This is a genomic window from Vibrio sp. NC2, assembly GCF_025195005.1.
Taxonomy (GTDB): domain Bacteria; phylum Pseudomonadota; class Gammaproteobacteria; order Enterobacterales; family Vibrionaceae; genus Vibrio; species Vibrio splendidus.
Map to the genome: position 1 here is coordinate 123,945 of NZ_JANVFC010000010.1, position 17,088 is coordinate 141,032.

The 17,088-nt window shown below is 42.0% G+C and carries 10 protein-coding genes; 5 read left to right on the forward strand and 5 right to left on the reverse strand.

The annotated features are described in order from the left end of the window. Positions 1-136 precede the first annotated feature (136 nt). From NX845_RS14530 to NX845_RS14540, 3 genes are all read left to right on the forward strand, one after another. Entirely contained in the window at positions 137-913 is a 777-nt protein-coding gene (locus NX845_RS14530) for an SDR family NAD(P)-dependent oxidoreductase (protein ID WP_004733530.1), read from the forward strand. Between the two features lie 201 nt (positions 914-1,114). After that, positions 1,115-1,837, forward strand: a complete 723-nt coding sequence (locus NX845_RS14535) for a FadR/GntR family transcriptional regulator (RefSeq protein ID WP_004733529.1) — start codon at positions 1,115-1,117, stop codon at positions 1,835-1,837. A gap of 147 nt (positions 1,838-1,984) precedes the next feature. After that, entirely contained in the window at positions 1,985-3,352 is a 1,368-nt protein-coding gene (locus tag NX845_RS14540; protein ID WP_083994925.1) for an MATE family efflux transporter, read from the forward strand. 276 nt (positions 3,353-3,628) lie between these two features. Here NX845_RS14540 and NX845_RS14545 read toward each other — a convergent pair whose 3' ends face one another. Continuing rightward, the gene (locus NX845_RS14545; protein WP_017063622.1) at positions 3,629-4,666 is read right to left on the reverse strand and encodes a polysaccharide lyase family 7 protein; all 1,038 of its coding nucleotides are present in this window, start codon (positions 4,664-4,666) and stop codon (positions 3,629-3,631) included. Positions 4,667-5,203: 537 nt separating this feature from the next. Here NX845_RS14545 and NX845_RS14550 point away from each other — a divergent pair. Together NX845_RS14550 and NX845_RS14555 are read left to right on the forward strand one after the other, a co-directional pair. Then, complete coding sequence (locus NX845_RS14550) at positions 5,204-6,064, forward strand: oligogalacturonate-specific porin KdgM family protein (RefSeq protein ID WP_017095148.1); 861 nt, start codon at positions 5,204-5,206, stop codon at positions 6,062-6,064. Between the two features lie 192 nt (positions 6,065-6,256). Further along, positions 6,257-8,056 carry a hypothetical protein gene (locus tag NX845_RS14555; protein ID WP_065682234.1) on the forward strand — a complete coding sequence of 600 codons (1,800 nt, stop codon included), beginning with the start codon at positions 6,257-6,259 and terminating at the stop codon, positions 8,054-8,056. A gap of 708 nt (positions 8,057-8,764) precedes the next feature. Here the strand turns inward: NX845_RS14555 and NX845_RS14560 are convergent. The 4 genes from NX845_RS14560 to NX845_RS14575 form a co-directional block, all read right to left on the reverse strand. After that, on the reverse strand, positions 8,765-10,333 hold the full coding sequence (locus NX845_RS14560) for a polysaccharide lyase family 7 protein (protein ID WP_065682235.1): 1,569 nt from the start codon (positions 10,331-10,333) through the stop codon (positions 8,765-8,767). A 422-nt stretch (positions 10,334-10,755) separates the two neighbouring features. Further along, the gene (locus NX845_RS14565; protein WP_017095151.1) at positions 10,756-12,498 is read right to left on the reverse strand and encodes a polysaccharide lyase family 7 protein; all 1,743 of its coding nucleotides are present in this window, start codon (positions 12,496-12,498) and stop codon (positions 10,756-10,758) included. A gap of 237 nt (positions 12,499-12,735) precedes the next feature. After that, positions 12,736-14,607: a methyl-accepting chemotaxis protein gene (locus NX845_RS14570; protein WP_260256961.1), complete on the reverse strand. Its 1,872-nt coding sequence runs from the start codon at positions 14,605-14,607 to the stop codon at positions 12,736-12,738. Between the two features lie 1,081 nt (positions 14,608-15,688). Further along, positions 15,689-16,570 (reverse strand): NAD(P)-dependent oxidoreductase, encoded by an 882-nt coding sequence (locus tag NX845_RS14575; protein WP_004733521.1) that lies wholly within the window; start codon positions 16,568-16,570, stop codon positions 15,689-15,691. Between the last annotated feature and the right edge of the window lie 518 nt (positions 16,571-17,088).

Here is a 17,088-nt window from a genome sequence, read left to right on the forward strand (position 1 = left end):
GCGTGAACTCACAAAACCACTCTTACTCTCACTATTTATGTCGGTAATGATCAGTTTTTAGATGAACACTCTTGAATATAGCAAGTGTTATTGTATGATTTATTGACGCAAATAATCTACAATATAGGCGACTCTGATGTTTAACGATTTAAAAGGCAAACGCATTTTAATTACTGGCTCTACTGCTGGTATGGGCTTAGCTACTGCACGCATTTTTGCAAAGTACGGCGCAAAGATTGGCATCAATAGTCGTGCTTTCAGCCCAAAAGTCGATGACGTTCTCACCGAACTCACCGCATTGGGTGGCGATGTTGCGTTTTTTCCTGCAAACCTAATGGACACATTAGAGTGCGAAAGGTTAGTCAAAGAGTTCACCGACCATTTTGGCGGCATGGATGTGTTGATTAACAACGCAGGTGGCCTTGGTGGGCGTGCAAGTCTAGAAAATATCGATGACGAGTTTTATGAGCGTGTGATGAACCTAAATGTTCGATCCGCGCTGATGACAACTAAGTTCTCTATCCCGCACTTGCGTGCATCTGCTGCTCTATCGGGGCAAACATCGTGTGTGATTAGCACGGGCTCTATTGCCGCTCGCGAAGGCGGTGGTGTGGGTGCTGGCGTATATGCCGCATCTAAAGCGTGGTTACACGACATTCACCGCAATTGGGTGAAAGAGTTCGCGCAAGACAATATCCGTTTCAACATTGTTTCACCGGGCACTATCGACACCGCATTTCACGATGGCAAAAGCGACGATCTGAAAGCGACCATCGCTAACAACATTCCAATGGGGCGCTTTGGCAATATTGATGAAGTTGCCCCTTCATTTGCTTTCTTTGCATCGCACGCTTGCAGCGGGTACATCACAGGGCAAATCCTAGATGTTAACGGCGGACAAATAACGCCCTAGCTAGCTGACTAATATAAGCTCACGAAGTTATATAGAATCGTTAAGTTATATAAAGTCGTTAAGACCGTCACACTAAATAAGGTCATCAGACCCAAATAGATGAGGGAAAACCTCACACTATATTAGACGTATACACTGACACTAAGCGCCAGATTCGTCTGGCTTTTTTTGTTTTCAAAGTTTCAATTTCAGGTGGTTTAAATGTCAATATTTACATTGGTGGAAGATTCAAGCCGCCGAATTCATGTTCAAGTCGCGAGACAAATTGCTCGCAAAATCTTGTCTGGCGAGTTGAAAGAAAATCAGAAGTTACCTAGCGAAATGGAGTTGTGCGAGATCTTTGGAGTCAGCAGAACTGCCCTTCGAGAGTCCACTAAGCTGCTTTCAGCAAAAGGGTTGATTGAATCAAAGCCTAAAGTGGGCACTCGTATCAAACCAAGAACGCAATGGCACTTTTTAGATCCTCAATTACTGTATTGGATCCAAGATTTAGAAGACACCAAACCCTTTTTATCTCAATTCTTAGGCTTAAGAAAAGCGATTGACCCAGAAGCGTGTGCGCTTGCAGCATCCAACGCTACGGTAGAGCAACGCAAAGAGCTTTCGATCCTTTTCCAAAAGATGACCATTGCCGCAAACGGCTTTGATTATCAAGAGTGGACAACCAACGATCATCTGTTTCACCAAACGATTTTCTTATCGACGGGTAACCAGTTTTACATTCCGTTCGCGAACATTCTTTCGACAATTTTCAAACAGTTTATCGACCACTCTGCCGAAGGCGGTCGCTTCTGTTTAGAAGAGCACAAAGCGATATACGATGCGATTATGTCAGGCAATGCGAATCAGGCTCGAATAGCCTCTCAAGCTTTACTTGATGATGAAAACCAAAAGCTGTCTAGGGTTGAATTAGCCATCGCATAACCAAGATTGACCAGACTGACTCGTGTATCCCAATACACGAGTCAGTCTGTTTTAGCGCCCATTTTTAACCATCCATTACCGTAGTGTTTCATCTTTAAATGTTGAACTCGGGTCCTCTCAGAGAAAACTTACGGTTACACACATAAGGTGTTGTTTGTGTCTACACAATCGTATGTAAGGAAAAATTTCTCTCTCGCCTGGCCCCTAGCCCTAAACGGTATATTGATGCAGTCGATGTTGATGATCGATACGCTGCTGGTTTCTCCTCTTGGTGAAATACCTTTGGCTGCCATGGGAATTGCGACCACTATGGTTGCCTTTGTACTCGGTATTCAAATGGCGCTGGCAAACGGCACTCAGCTAGTATTGAGCCGCGCCGTGGGTTCTGGCATTACCGCTTCATTATCCAAAGCGTTTTGGGCAGGTCTGTTCATCAACTTAGGTATCGCGACAATATTTTGGTTTCTGCTCACCTTTTTAGAACAGCCTTTAATTCAAGCCTTAACCGACGATAAAGCCCTTTACTTAGAAATCAGCCACTACCTTGATATCTCAAAGTATCTCGTCATTTTCACAGCATTAACGCAAGTAATTATCGCCCTATTTAATGCATTAGGAAGAACCAAGATACCGTTTAAAGGGTATTTGATTGAATTGCCGATCAACGCTGTACTTTCTTATGGACTCATTCACGGCTTTTCAAATTTCGAAGGTATTGGTGTTCAAGGCGCCGCGCTAGGCAGTGTTATTGCTATCACCCTTCGCCTTGTGTATCTGGTTCTTTGCGTGTATTTAAGCTCGGCAATTTCACTCAAATTAGACGCCCAGCGATCTGAGTTCATGACAAACGTTCGTCGTCACTTTATCGAGATATTCCCTGTCGCAGCAAATGTAACCATGCTATTGATTGGCGCAACGATTTATCAGTTACTGTATTCGCAACTTAACATCAACGCGTATGTTGCGATTACTTTAGTGATGCCTTGGATCAGGGCTGTCTCTCAATTTATTACTGCTTGGGCTCACTCTTCCGCGATTACTATCAGCCAAGCAATTGGCTCTAAAAAGATGGATGACCTAGTCAAAAACGTCGATACCAGTATTGATATTGCGGTCGTCATTTCTTTTGTGTGTGCAATCTTGTTCGCAGCCTTAAGCCTGGTCATTGGTGACATTTACCCGAACTTGGATGAGTCTACCTATCAAGCATTGGCCGTTATCGCCCCACTCTACATCTTCTTGCCGATTGTCCGTGGCTACAACACGGTTCATGGGAATGTATTAAGAGCACTAGGAAAAACGACCGCAGTCTTCAAAATCAACTTTACTGGTCAATGGGTAATTTCAATTCCATTGTGTGCATTGATCATCTTTGGATTAGACGGTTCTATCTTTTGGGCTTTCGCTATCCAACCATTCGAAGAAGTCGTTAAAGCTTTCCCATTCCGTCATTTGGCTCGAAAGTCTCTTAAAGAGTTTGATGCCGATAAAGCCAAAGAGTTGATGTATGACTAAACTCCGTATCGAGTTGCCGTCCTAAAATCTTCCTACGCTTTCTGAATACAACCTTGTCTTTTGACAAGGTTGTATTGTTTTAGCTGTACCTTTCATTAGTAGGCTTCACGTACACCCTCATAGATACCAAGGTCACATTAATACCAAGGTCACATTAACACCAAGGTCATCTTAAGACTCATATAAAACAAAAAGACCACTCAACATTCGGTTAAGTGGTCTTCGAAAATATTCCTTAAGGACTGCGTCTAGCTAGCCTATTGGTTATGCTATGTGCTATTTACCGTTCAACTTAAGCGCTGAGAAAGTCACACTGTTGTAATCGCCGTTCTTTTTATCGATAGCGAAATCGCCAGTACCGCCACAACCAGGCCCCCATACAGGGTGAGAATCGCTCACGCTACATTGGCCGTATGCGCCCGCTTTGTAGTAAAAATCATCTTCAGCATAGCCCGTTGGTGAATCAAGTTCATCGATGCCCTTACTCAGGTCGATTTCATACTTAACGGTATCGTGACGCTCGGTTTCAAACGTTAGGTACATCATGGTGCCTTTCACTTCCACTTTGTAGCTAAACTCTTCACCAAGAGCAATACCCGCTTCACCCGGCTCTGCAGGGTTTTCCCACGTGTTACCCCACACTGGATAAGCGATATCGGCACGGTTAGGATCTTTTTTCTCTAGGTTACGTTCATAGTTCCAGAATACTGAACCCATTTCTTGGTCAGGAAACTTCTTATAGAAGATCTTTAGTGGTTCATTACCATGCCCATAACCGGTTCCAGCTTTGATTAGCTCGTTGTGTTTTTTAGCATGAATCTGACCAACCACAACAGAATGAGCTGGGTATTTTTCTGGGAACTTAGCGTTAACTGAGACGTGATTCACTTTTAATGTCGCTTCTAATGTTCCGCCAACAGCACTGTATTCACTAGCCGCTGGGTGACTCGACAGTGCCCACTGGTTTCCTTTATCAGCCGTATCGATAGAGAAATCTGCGCCTCTTGGCATTTGTCGTAATTCAGAACGCGCATTCTTCGAGTTTTTCGTCGTAATCGCTTGGTTCTGCACTTCAAATACAAGGTTGCCGTCTTTATCAAGATGGAAGAAATCACTATGTGAGTAGCTCATCATGGCTACCCCTTCTATTTCATCAACGCGACCATCTTCATTAATATCTGAAGGTATGGTTATTTTCCAATTATGCATATCGAATTTATCGGCAGGTACGGGGTAAGAAACACCGTTATTTGCGAAAGTAACCATTGGCACAGTCGCTAATAACGCCACTGCTAATATGTTTTTCTTAAACATGACTCATCCTTTATTGTTAACAGATACTGAGTACACTCTCAGCACAGAAACTACTTTTGAACACGAATTAGTACTAAATATTTTCTCTTCGACTTAAATAAACCAACCAATAAATAGAATTTACATTTCGCCATCTTTTAACTTTTACCAAACATTTGGCGGTGGTTTATATCTATATTCCTCAACATGCTCCGCTATGTTTAAACCACAATAACTAGAACATCGATATGAAATCGTGAGAACATCCTTATATTTGTATTATTTTAACACATACATCAGCATGGGCTTACAAGGTTTGTTAATATGAGAAGTGAGTCATGATTGATTTGATTGGTAAGCCTTAAATTGGGATATTCATAACATTTAGCTATATAAACAGGCCATTATTCGGAACTTTTGATAGATCTCACAGAAATTTAACCCAAGAATAAATATCATATTTGTCATACATTAATTTAATACCATGTAAGGTATTGGTTTGTGAGCCAGGGGTACATTGGATGTATCCAGAATAAAAAATAATAGTGAGACAAAGGTATGAATTCTGTTACAAAAATTGCTGCTGCTGTTGCATGTACTCTTTTAGCGGGCACAGCTGCCAGTGCATCTCTTGATTATCGTTACGAGTATCGTGCTGCGACGGATTATACAAAGACTAATGGTGATACGGCTCACGTAGACGCTCGCCATCAACACCGAGTTAAGTTAGGTGAAAGCTTTAAGCTGTCAGACAAGTGGAAGCACTCTACTGGCCTAGAAGTTAAATTTCACACTGATGATTCATACTATGATGAAGATTCAGGTTCTGTTAAATCAGCGAACAGTAGAAGCTTCTATGATGGCAATTGGTACATCTATGGTATGGAGATTGATAACACAGCGACATACAAAATAGACAACAATTGGTATCTGCAAATGGGTATGCCTATTGCTTGGGATTGGGATGAGCCTAATGCTAACGATGGCGACTGGAAGATGAAGAAGGTTACGTTCAAACCTCAGTTCCGCGTTGGTTATAAAGCAGACATGGGTTTAACGACTGCAATTCGTTACCGTCATGAATATGCTGATTTCCGCAACTACACACAATTTGGTGACAAAGATTCTGAAACTGGCGAACGTCTAGAATCAGCTCAAAAGTCTAAAGTTACACTGACGGGTTCTTACAAAATTGAATCTCTACCTAAGCTTGGCCTTTCTTACGAAGCAAACTATGTGAAATCTTTGGATAACGTACTTCTTTATAATAGTGATGACTGGGAATGGGATGCTGGCCTAAAGGTAAACTACAAGTTCGGTTCTTGGAAACCTTTTGCTGAAATCTGGTCTTCTGATATCAGCTCATCTTCAAAAGATCGTGAAGCTAAATACCGTGTAGGTATTGCTTACTCATTCTAATAATAAAATAGTCAAACTATAAAATAGCCCTCTCCTCTTGTAATTTATTGGGGCATATTTTAATTACTTTATTTTAAATAATAGGATGTTCTAATCAGAATTAGCTTCATCCTAATAAATATTTAACGACTATTCATTATCTATTTCTTATGTGATTTACATATGGATTTAATATCATAAAGAGAATATTTTATGCAGATTTCTAAAGTCGCTACAGCTGTCGCTCTTTCGACAGGTTTATTATTCGGTTGTAACAGTGATGGTTTACCTATTCCGACGGATGGTTCTACCGATCCAGCAACACCAACTTCAGCATTATTAAATGGTTATTGGGAGTTTTCTGATACGGCTGTATTCTCGACAGCTTATTCATCATCAAGTGATGGTGGTTTACCCAACGTTTATCGATTTTCTGCCGATGGCTCGACGTTGTATTTCTATACCGACGATTCAAGTAATGCAGTATCCAACACCGAATACGAAAGATTTGAAACCACTTATACAGAAACAGTTGAAGATGATACTTCAGGCCAAGTAGCCTTTACCTTGTTCAATGATGATGGTTCTGTCAGCACAATCTCAGTAGATGGTAACTACGCAGTTTCTGATGGTGGTGTTTCAATCACCGATACCAATGTCCCTCTATCAGGTACGGACTACGCTGATGATACTAGTGTCACAGGCCCTGCAGACAATGCCGATGAATCCTCAGGAGTGAACAATGCCGCTCAACTTTTGGACACCTTAACAAGTGACACCGGTGAATTAAGACTTAAAATCACGGATTCAAGTTCTACAGTTGGTAATACTATTTCTTCAGGCAAGCTTACTGCCGATTTAACTTACCGAATTAATGAAGACAGCGATGAAGTCGATGTTGGTCAAAACAACGCTTATATCTCTCTATATTCTACGAACAGCGAAAACAAGGTGAGTAATACTTATCACCATGGTGACATTGCTATAGGTGGTGGCCAAATCCAGGCGCGAGATAACACCGGTTCATTGGGTTCAGTTGGTACTTATGAAACTGATGAAAATGGTATATTTACAGCTGATGTTGAGGTCGTTTGGACTGCAGATTCTCATACTTTTACAATTAATGGAACTAACTATGTTGGCGACATAGCTGACGCTTCTTCTGGTGAAGTTCAAGTAATTGCTCTGAGATTAGGAACTAATGGTGATACGACACCTTATGAACTTATTATTGATAATCTAGAAATTTACTCTTTTGATGACACTACTGGTCAGTATGTTAAAGAGTTTAATGATAATTTTAACGACTACTCTGTCGGCATGAGCCTAAAAACAGCACCTTATAACAGCAGTACATCAGAAGCATCTGTAGTGAGCTTAACGGGTGAAGAGCCCGAAACTCCTGACCCAGTAGACAATAAAGTCGCCGCTATTACTGATACTGATACAGGCGACACTGGAGAATTGCGCTACAAGTTTGATTCAGGTATGACAACAGGTACGCATAAAGTTTCTATGTACTATGATGCTGCTGAAAGTGAATCTGCGTATGTCTCTCTTTTTGATACAAAGAATTCAACATCATCCTTAATTGGTGAGTTCAAAATTGATGAAGGGAAAATCACCCTTCGCGGAGAAGCTACTCAAGTAACTACATTTACTCCTGGTTCATGGATTGACCTAGAGATGTCTTGGGACACATCAAGCTTAGATGCTGCAGGCACTTACACCGTTAAGGTAAATGGTACTGAGTATGGCCCTTACACGTCACAAAACACCACACCTGGTGTGGAAGTTACCGCGACAACCATTAAGTTTTCATCGAACAGTGGCACAGCAGATACAACATTGTTCGTCGATGATTACATAGTTTACTCTGACACAGCAGGAACGACTGAAATCTTTTCTGATGACTACGAGAGCTACAGCATTGGCGCAGATTTAAGTGCATCGCCATACAACTCAAGTACATTCTCTACGGTTGTTGCAGAAGACCCTCTAAACGCTGAGTAGTAAGTTAACTTAAGACTCTGTCAAAAATGCCGTCCTTGTGACGGCATTTTTATTCCATTCAACTTACCTAAATCGTTCATTTGTCAGAAGCTAACTCGCAGACGCCCACCTATTAGCTTACTTGGATGTACATACTTAACACTCACTACAAATTCAGCTTATATAAACTCGTTAATATCTGTCGAATCAATGATGCATTAATATTTCATCAAAACAGCATGTTAATTTTTTAAAACCAACACTATTAGCTGAAGAGGCAAATAGAGCTCTGTATTACCCATTTAATGCCTCAAGTTCAATTTCTACCCTGATCTATCATCGTTAACCCATTCTCTAGCATTTGAAACATCCGCAGCCTGTAAATTCGACTTTGAAAATAGAGAAGCATTGGTGCATATTGATACCAATTCATCTTCTGGTTTAATCACACCAAAAACCAACCTTAGACACTCTTAGACACTCTTAGACACTATCCCTAGATTGGTTAACCCTGTCTTACGAATACAGGTCTATGAGCGAATGAAAGACTATACGTTAGATATTAGATTAGGGGGATTGGAAAGAGGATGTTGAAAGCAGAAGTCAAGGTCAGCCACCAGCTTTTAATCTATATGTTTATCTTTAATAACTGATGGTTTCTGCCTAAACAACAGGCACAAAAAAGCCTCCGAACTCTGAGAGTTGGAGGCTTGGGTTTATAAGGTTAGATTACTTTTGGTATTGATCGTGCGATACATCTAGCTGGTAGAAAGTCGCTTGTGAGTAATCGTCTAGGTCGCCGCTGATGTTTTGGTTGTAAACACCGGCCTTGAAGTACATGTACTTGCCGCCTGCGTCGTAGCCGCTGTTGCTCATATCAACCACTTGTACAACATCGTCTTTGCCTTCACGCATTAGCGTTACAGTCATCGTGTTGCCTTTAACGTCAATACGGTAGCTGAACACTTCGCCAAGCGCGATACCATCGTCACCCACTTCAGCCGTCATGTCGCCCACTAGAGGGTAGAAGTCCTCTTTAGTTGCGTCTTGGCTTTCATGTGCGAAGTAAACAGCACCCGTTTCTTGGTTTGGCAGTTTACGGTAGTACAAACGAATTGGTTCATCGTTTTGATCGTGAATCTGACCAATGATAAAGCGACCTACTTCATTCGCATTACCCGTCGTTGTTGCATGGTCGATTTTCAACGTCGCTTCTAGAACGCCGTCAATACCCGCTGCCGACTCTAAGTCAGATTCAGGAGCGCTTGAGAATACCCAGTTATTCTTGTTAACACCTTTAGTGCTAATAGACTGATCACCACGACGCATCATTTCACGAAGCTCTGTACGCGCGTACTTAGTGTTTTTAGATGTACGTACACCTTTCACGTAAGCTTTGAATACTAGGCCGCCGTCATCAGCTGTGTAGAAGATTTCAGGGTGTTGGTAACCGTTTGCAAGATTCCACTCAGAAACGTCATCAGGTTTGCCATTTTTGTCATGGTCAAATGGTTGAGATAGGTACCAATGCGTCATGTCAAAGTTTTCGCTCGGTGCGTTACCAGCAACTGGTGTCGCTGGCAGGCCTGTAGGAACTGGCAGTGCACTGCGTGTGTCGCATTCAACGGTCGTCTCACAAGGGTAAACCGCTGCTACACCGAAGTTACCAGAGCGTAGATCTTTGCGCGCATCTTTACGTGCTTTTTCTGCCGCTTTCATTTCAGCAATAATCACGGCTTCTGCTGCTACCACGTCTGAAGTGATGATATGGCTAGCAGGACATGCGTTGATGCTACAGTTAACCGCCGCTAATCCAGTCACACTGTTCCAACCGTTTTTGGTGTTACCGTGACCAACGTATCTTACGAAGCGTGCTTGCACTGCTGGCTCAAATTGGAAACGCTCTAGGCCGATCGCTTTACCTGAGCTTAGTTGGTTTTCTAGTACCGTTGTCCAGCTTTCGCCATCAACACTCACTTGGATATCAAATTTAGATTGGCGCTGATTACCTTTACTGAAAGATGCCTGAACCGCGTCAAACTCTTGTACTGAACCATAGTCTAGCGTTGCCCACTCGCCGTCACCCGCAGATGACCAACGTGTAGTTAGGTCTTGGTCAACGAGACGATCAGGTCCGTTACCATCATGGCTACTAGCGGAAACAGCAACTGGCGTCAGAAGCGCTTCACCAGTTTCTTTGTTATTTGGAAAATCAGCAGTAGGCGTGCTCGTGCTCGCACAACCAACCGCAAGTAGAATAGAAGAAGCGAGTAAAGTTTTTAGAGTAATTTGTTTCATATTTAATCCATTATTATAATACAAAGACAGCGTTCGTAAGTGAAAGCTAAATCAGCAAACACGAGCTATAAGGCGATACACCTATCAGTATTTGCGATAACACGAAAATATTACGTAATCTTATAATACAAATAAAACACTTCGTTGGATAAATGAGACTAGGAACACTTTCCGATTTTTCCATACTTTAACTGGATCACATTTCCTATTGATAAAAGACGATATATGAAAATTTCGAATGCAAAATGGGCTATCAAGAGCAAAGAAACAGAGCTGTAATAATAAGTGTTTGTATCAATCTATGCAGAACATTTGTCCTTCCAAACACATCACTGTAAGTGTCCAAAAACAAAAAAGACCACATTGTAGGTATCAATATGGTCTTCTTCATTACCGACATGGCTAATCAAACATCAGAGAACTCAGTTATGCTCTGCTCTTAGAGAACTAAAGCTCACATCAAACACTTCACCCGCATAGTCGCTATCAGGCTTAAGTTGTGGGTAGATGCCCGCTTTAAAATAGAAAGCGATGTCTGTCGATGTCCAATCTGACGTCAACGAGACCGTGTCCCCATTTTTATCTGAGTAATCCTTTCCCCACGGGATTAGGTGAGAGACAGTATTAGTTCCATCTAAATCATGAGTCGCCAAATAGACACCGTCTTGATTGGCGCGAATCGTATACCGCCACTCTTCGTTAGCTGAGTATGTGCCTAATTCGACACTGAACGGGTCACAATGGTTACAATCTTGGTTGTTGCGTTCAAAATCGGAGTTCAGTATCACTCTTACTGGCTTACTCTCTCCTTCCCATAACAACTTCACCAATGCTTGATTGATCTTCCAACCATGGACTTGTCCAAGTACCACTTTTGGATCTTGATTGTTGATGTTCGGGTAATCTTCAACTCGCAAAGTTGCGGTGAGCTGATGGTTAGTTTTATTGGTTCTTGTATCGTCCAAATACCAACTTGTATCTTCATCGCTGGTGCTACAATCCGGTTGAGCACTGCTTTGATACAACTCCCTGAGCTCAGAGCGAATATAGCTAGAGTTTTGTGTGCTAGTGCCATAACCCATATCTGCTCTAAAGTGCATTCTTCCTTCATCGGTATTGAAATAAGAAAGGTCAATATCGCTATGATAGACATCGCTATCATTAGCGAGAAGGTCTTTACTCGATTCACAGCGCTCAGGTTCTAGTTCAGCCGCACTGTCACCCCCACTTCCATACCAAGTGTCTTTACTCGCAGGAATCGTCAACTTCCAATCATTAGTATCCCAATCGTTTGAGCCGTTGACCTGTGTGGTCGTGTATCGCAGTGCCTGAAAGTGAGCCGTGGCTTCACCATTTTCAAATTGATTATAGATACCCGCTTTAAAGTAACTCAGTAGGTGCTGCCAGTAGGTGATGTCTTCGTCGACTTTAACTTCATCGTTCACTTTGATCGAAAGGGTGTTTTCATAAACAGAAAGATCAAACTTAGTGAAGCTATCAAGATCCGCCTCTCCTAAATCATAACGATTATATGAAGTGGCGTAACAATCCGAAGAGTCAGCAGCGCTACTACAGTCAATGGCATTATTTTTCATGACTGCCCAGTAGTGACCTGTGAGGCCATCTCGTTCTTGCTCCCAAACCACACGCAATAGCGGATGAGGGATATAACCCGTACCACTCTCGTCTGTACCTTTATTGTGGATCTGTAGCACGGTCACTTCATCGTAATCAGCCGGTGAACTTGCCATCGAATGTTCGATATCGGGCAAGCTTATTTCTGCATACAAACTGCGTCTCACGCCTGCTTCATTGATATCGAAGTTTTCTCCTTCACGAACTTCAGAGCGCATCTTGTAGTTCGCCATTTTGAAGATCAGATTTTCCGTCTCTTCGTCAGCATAAAAATAATCACTGACATAACCATCGAAGTTACCATCTTTGACTTCAGAGGTTTTATTGCCCTCCTCTCCATTAGGATCAGATACCTGAAGATCTGAGCTGGAAAGAATGTTTTGATACTTGGTAATATCATAGGGAGCAACAACACCAGCGGGCATTCCTGGGTTATTGGTATCGGAAGGATCACTACTGTCACTGGAGCTGCTTCCACCGCAGCCGTACGTAAACGAAGCGAGTACTACGACGAAGATTGGCTTATTCACATTTATCTCACTTATCCATAAGAATAGAGTGACAATGTATATTTGTACTATTTTATGTCAATTATCTATTTATCAGAATGTGAGATGCGGCAAATGAAGTGGAATGAATGAGTATTGCGTAGAGTTAGACTCAAGAAAAACGCATAAAGGCCACTCTAAACTCGCAAGTTATTGAGTGGCTCTCAGATCAACAACTAAACTTAGTATGTTGATTTTTAAATATAAATATTAGAAAAGTTAAACCTTAAAGCTGCTCATCAAGTCACTAACGCTGCCGTTAAGTGTTTTGATTTCTGCTGATTCAATCAGCTGATCTTGGCTTAGCTTATTAAGCTCCTCAACAAAGCTTTCAATCTTATGCATGTTCTTAGCGATGCTCTGAATAAGGGCGTTTTGCTCAACAGACGAACCCGAAATGTCATTGTTAAAACGACTCACCGTTACCATCTGTTCCGTTAGCTTCGCTAACATATTTACCGCTTGAACCACTTGAGCACGCGTCATTTCACAGTTGCTTTTGGTCAACTCAATCGATTTAACCAAACCATCTGATTTAGACTGCAAGCCAGACAGCGCTTCATCAATTTCAGAAGTACTGATTTGAGTTCGGTTGGCTAACGCACGGACTTCATCAGCAACCACCGCGAAACCTCGACCATGTTCACCCGCTCTCGCCGCTTCAATTGACGCATTCAATGCCAGCAAATTAGTTTGTTCCGCAATTCCGCCAATCACAGACACGATAGACTGGATGCTCTGCGTTTCATTGGCCATTGAGCGAATATCATCTGAGGTGGTGCAGACTTGCTTCTCAAGATCACTGATATAGGTTTCCGTCACTGTGTTAATTTGTTTCGTCTCATCACTGAATACAGCAGCCTCTCTTGCTGCTTCTGCCGCCGACTGAGAATTCTTCTCTACTTCGTTTGATGCTTCAGACAAGCCGTTAATTGCAGAGACCACTTGAACCGTTTCATCAGTGTGAACTTTCAGTACATCGCTGGTTTCTTTACAACCTTCACGAATACTCAGTACCTTGGTATCGAGATCCGAGTTCTTGTATTTCACATCCTTAACCATCTCTTGTAAGCCGATAATGAACAAGTTGATGTCTTTGGCGATATGCCCTAAGTCATCATTCCCCTTCTCAGCAAGCCTTTGAGTCAAGTCTCCGTTACCTTGAGATAGGTCGTGAACGATTTTGCGCAGTGAAACAATTGGGCGGTAAAAGCGATTCAGAAGTAAAATCATCAATATCACCGAGCCAAGTACACAAGCCACAATAAGGATGCGCGCACTCGACATCACGCCATTCAACTGATTGAGCGCGAGTTCAGGGTCAATACTGGAGATCATGAACCACCCTTTCTGGCTGCCAATATCCACTTTCTTGGCCATCAAGATTCTCTGGTTACCATCAATCACACCCTCAATGAATTGATCAGGCTGTTCAATGGCACTGTTGAGTTTCATTTGAGTGTCTGCAGAAGATATATTGGTTTGCGGAAGCACGTTTTCGATTGTTGAAGCGACCACCATCCCCTTTTCGTCGATGATAATGCCTTTGGCTTCGTAGATGCTGTCCAGCTGTTCAAGCTGCGTTTCCAAATCGTCAAAGCGTATATCGGCCATGATGACGCGATCTTGGTATGAGTACGTCACACCAATCATAGGCACTTGAGTACTCTTAGTGAAAAACAGGTCACTAAAAGATAAGCCTGATTTCAATTTGGCTTGTTGATACCAAGGTCGAGTGGTTGGATTGTACTTTTCTTTTATTCCAACACCGTTAGGGAAAGACTCTGAAGGGCGAGAGGTATAAGAACGGCCGTCGTCAAAACCCACTACAATCTTGTCTATGCCACCAAGCTTAGCCGCGTAATGCATGAGTGCTTCATTCGGCACTTGGTATGGGGATGTCATGAACTCTTGTGCAACAGAGTTAACGGTATCGATGGTGCGCTGAACGGTACTTTCTATTTGATTGATTTCTATCGTAAGCGAGTGATCAATCTCGTTATAAATCGTTTGGTTTACCTGTTCAGTGGCCAAATTAAGCGTAAACCAGTTCGTAAATGCTAAAGCACTAGAACTGACGATCGCTACCATTAAAATCAATTTTCCTTTAAACCCTAGAGACAATTTTGAATTCATAAAACTCATCATCCATATCAACCTATGTCTATTATTTTCATCCGAATGAAATGGTCATTTTTTACATTTTCGAAGATACGGAAAGCGAAACTTGTTCATGCCGATCCATCGTCACAACCATCAATTCAATTAATATTGTATGTTTAATTAGCCAAGCATTCTGTGAGCGATCTTGATATATTAAAACTGGCTAAAACCGCCCTGTGACATAGGTATCATTTATGAGTTTGGATTTTGTTCGAAGTTAAACATTGACGCATAACACATTCAAATATATCGATTTTTAGATAACTAGCTCATCAATTCTCCGATAACATCTTTTCGAAAACTCTTCTTATTTACCTCACCCAGCTGAGTGAAAAAATGAGTCTTAACTCACACTTCTACCAACTAACCATTCACTAAAGGCATTCAATCTCAAAATTTATTTGTAATACAATAAGCCTTAAGTTATGGTGTATTTGAATCATAACTTAAGTTCTTTCTGGATGCTTTTGTTCAATTCAAAGTGATAATTGAAGCAGCCGCTTTAAGGTCATTGAACGCGTTTAACGTAGAAACTGTCGGGGGATCTCGTTATTCGTTTTTTCACTTACTATTGCTCATTTGTTTGTCCAGACGGCTCGTCCGAACATGCCCATACAGTCACCAGCTGTGTGGGCTTTTTTTACTTTCTTTTCAGACCCGATACTCGAGCAGTGTTAAGCCATCACCAACAATCATGTAAGTGTGCTGGTTTTAAGCTTACGAGGAACTGTGGGTTAACGAATTGGTGCTATAAGGTTTTGAATTTGCCGTTAGAAATAGATATAGATATAGATATAGATATAGAAAAAAATAGGAATTGAGGCAGTAACAGAGTTAGACAAAGTTTTGATTAGGTGTAGCTGAGGAAATTGAAGTAGAAGTAGAAGTAGAAGTAGAAGTAGAAGATTTTAACGAGGGAACAAAGGTTGGATATGGCAGATAAAAACGAACCTCGCTGAGGTATCGCCGCCTAAAAGACAGGCAATACCCTAGCGAGGTCGTACGTCGATTACTTCTCTAGTTTAGCGAAGTAGTCGAAGATTACTGGTACGTCGTTGTTACCCATGCCAGCATCTACAGCAGCTTGTAGGCTTGTTGCAGTACCTTGAGCGATTAGAGACTCAGTACCTAGCTCTTCACAAAGAGCAAGGAAGTAACCAAGGTCTTTGTTTGCGTTAGCAACAGAGAAACCTAGCTTCTCTTCGCCGTCTACTGCGTAGAACTTACAGAATTGCATGAACGGAGAGTTAGATGGACCTGCAGACATGATGTCAAACAGTTGTTGGCCATCAACACCAGCGCGTTGAGCAACAGCGAAAGCTTGAGACATAGTCGCAACAGTCGTCATACCCATGAAGTTGTTTACAAGCTTAGTCACGTGACCAGAACCTAGAGCGCCTAGGTGGAATACGTTTTCGCCTTGCTCTTCAAGAACAGGTTTAACTTTGTTGAAAGTTTCCATGTCGCCAGCAGCCATGATGTTCAGAAGACCATCTTTAGCGTGTGCAGGAGTACGACCTAGAGGTGCGTCGATCATGCCCGCGCCTTTTTCAGCAAGAGCTGCGCCGATTTTCTTAGTAGAAGCAGGGATAGAAGTACCGAAGTCTACTAGTACTGCGCCTTCTTTGATGCCCGCTAGAACGCCGTCTTCGCCGTAAACGATTTTTTCAACAACAGCAGAAGTTGTCAGACAAAACTGAACGATGTCACTTGCAGCAGCTAGTTCTTTAGCAGAAGTGAATGCAGTTGCGTTGCCGCGATCTGTTACGCGAGCAACAGCTTCAGCGCTTAGATCCATTACGTTTACGTGGTAGCCGCGCTTTTGTAGGTTTTCAACCATGTTGCCGCCCATAAGACCTAGGCCAATGAAACCGATTACAGGTTTAGTCATGTTTAAACTCCAAATATAGTATTGTATGATTATATGCTCATTATAATAACGACGTCTTTCTCGTTACGCAATAGTTTTAGGGCATTGATTTGATGGTTAGACGCAAGTTGTGACGGGGGTTCACTTTACGAGAAAATATGGGTCACGCTTTATACTTACAGGAACTATTTACCACTTTAAAAACCGTCTATTGATGAAATAACATACGTTAAATGTCATACGATTAGTAAGAACAAGCTACGCCTTTACCTATGTATAGTTCATTACCTATGTATAGTTCACTACTCCCTTACTCAGCCAGTGATTAGGCTGTTCACGGAAAAGTAAGTCATAACAATTTCTAGGAAACAGGCGTTGGTGCCCTGTTCTTCTAACGGAGCGATACATGCGAGTCTCTTATACAACTCCTGCACATTTCATTCAGCATAGTGGCTAAGTACATGCCCGGTCTTTGTGTGTATCAGCATCCAGATTTAGCCCTGAGCCACTGACTTGGCATCGAGAAGCTATTTATCACT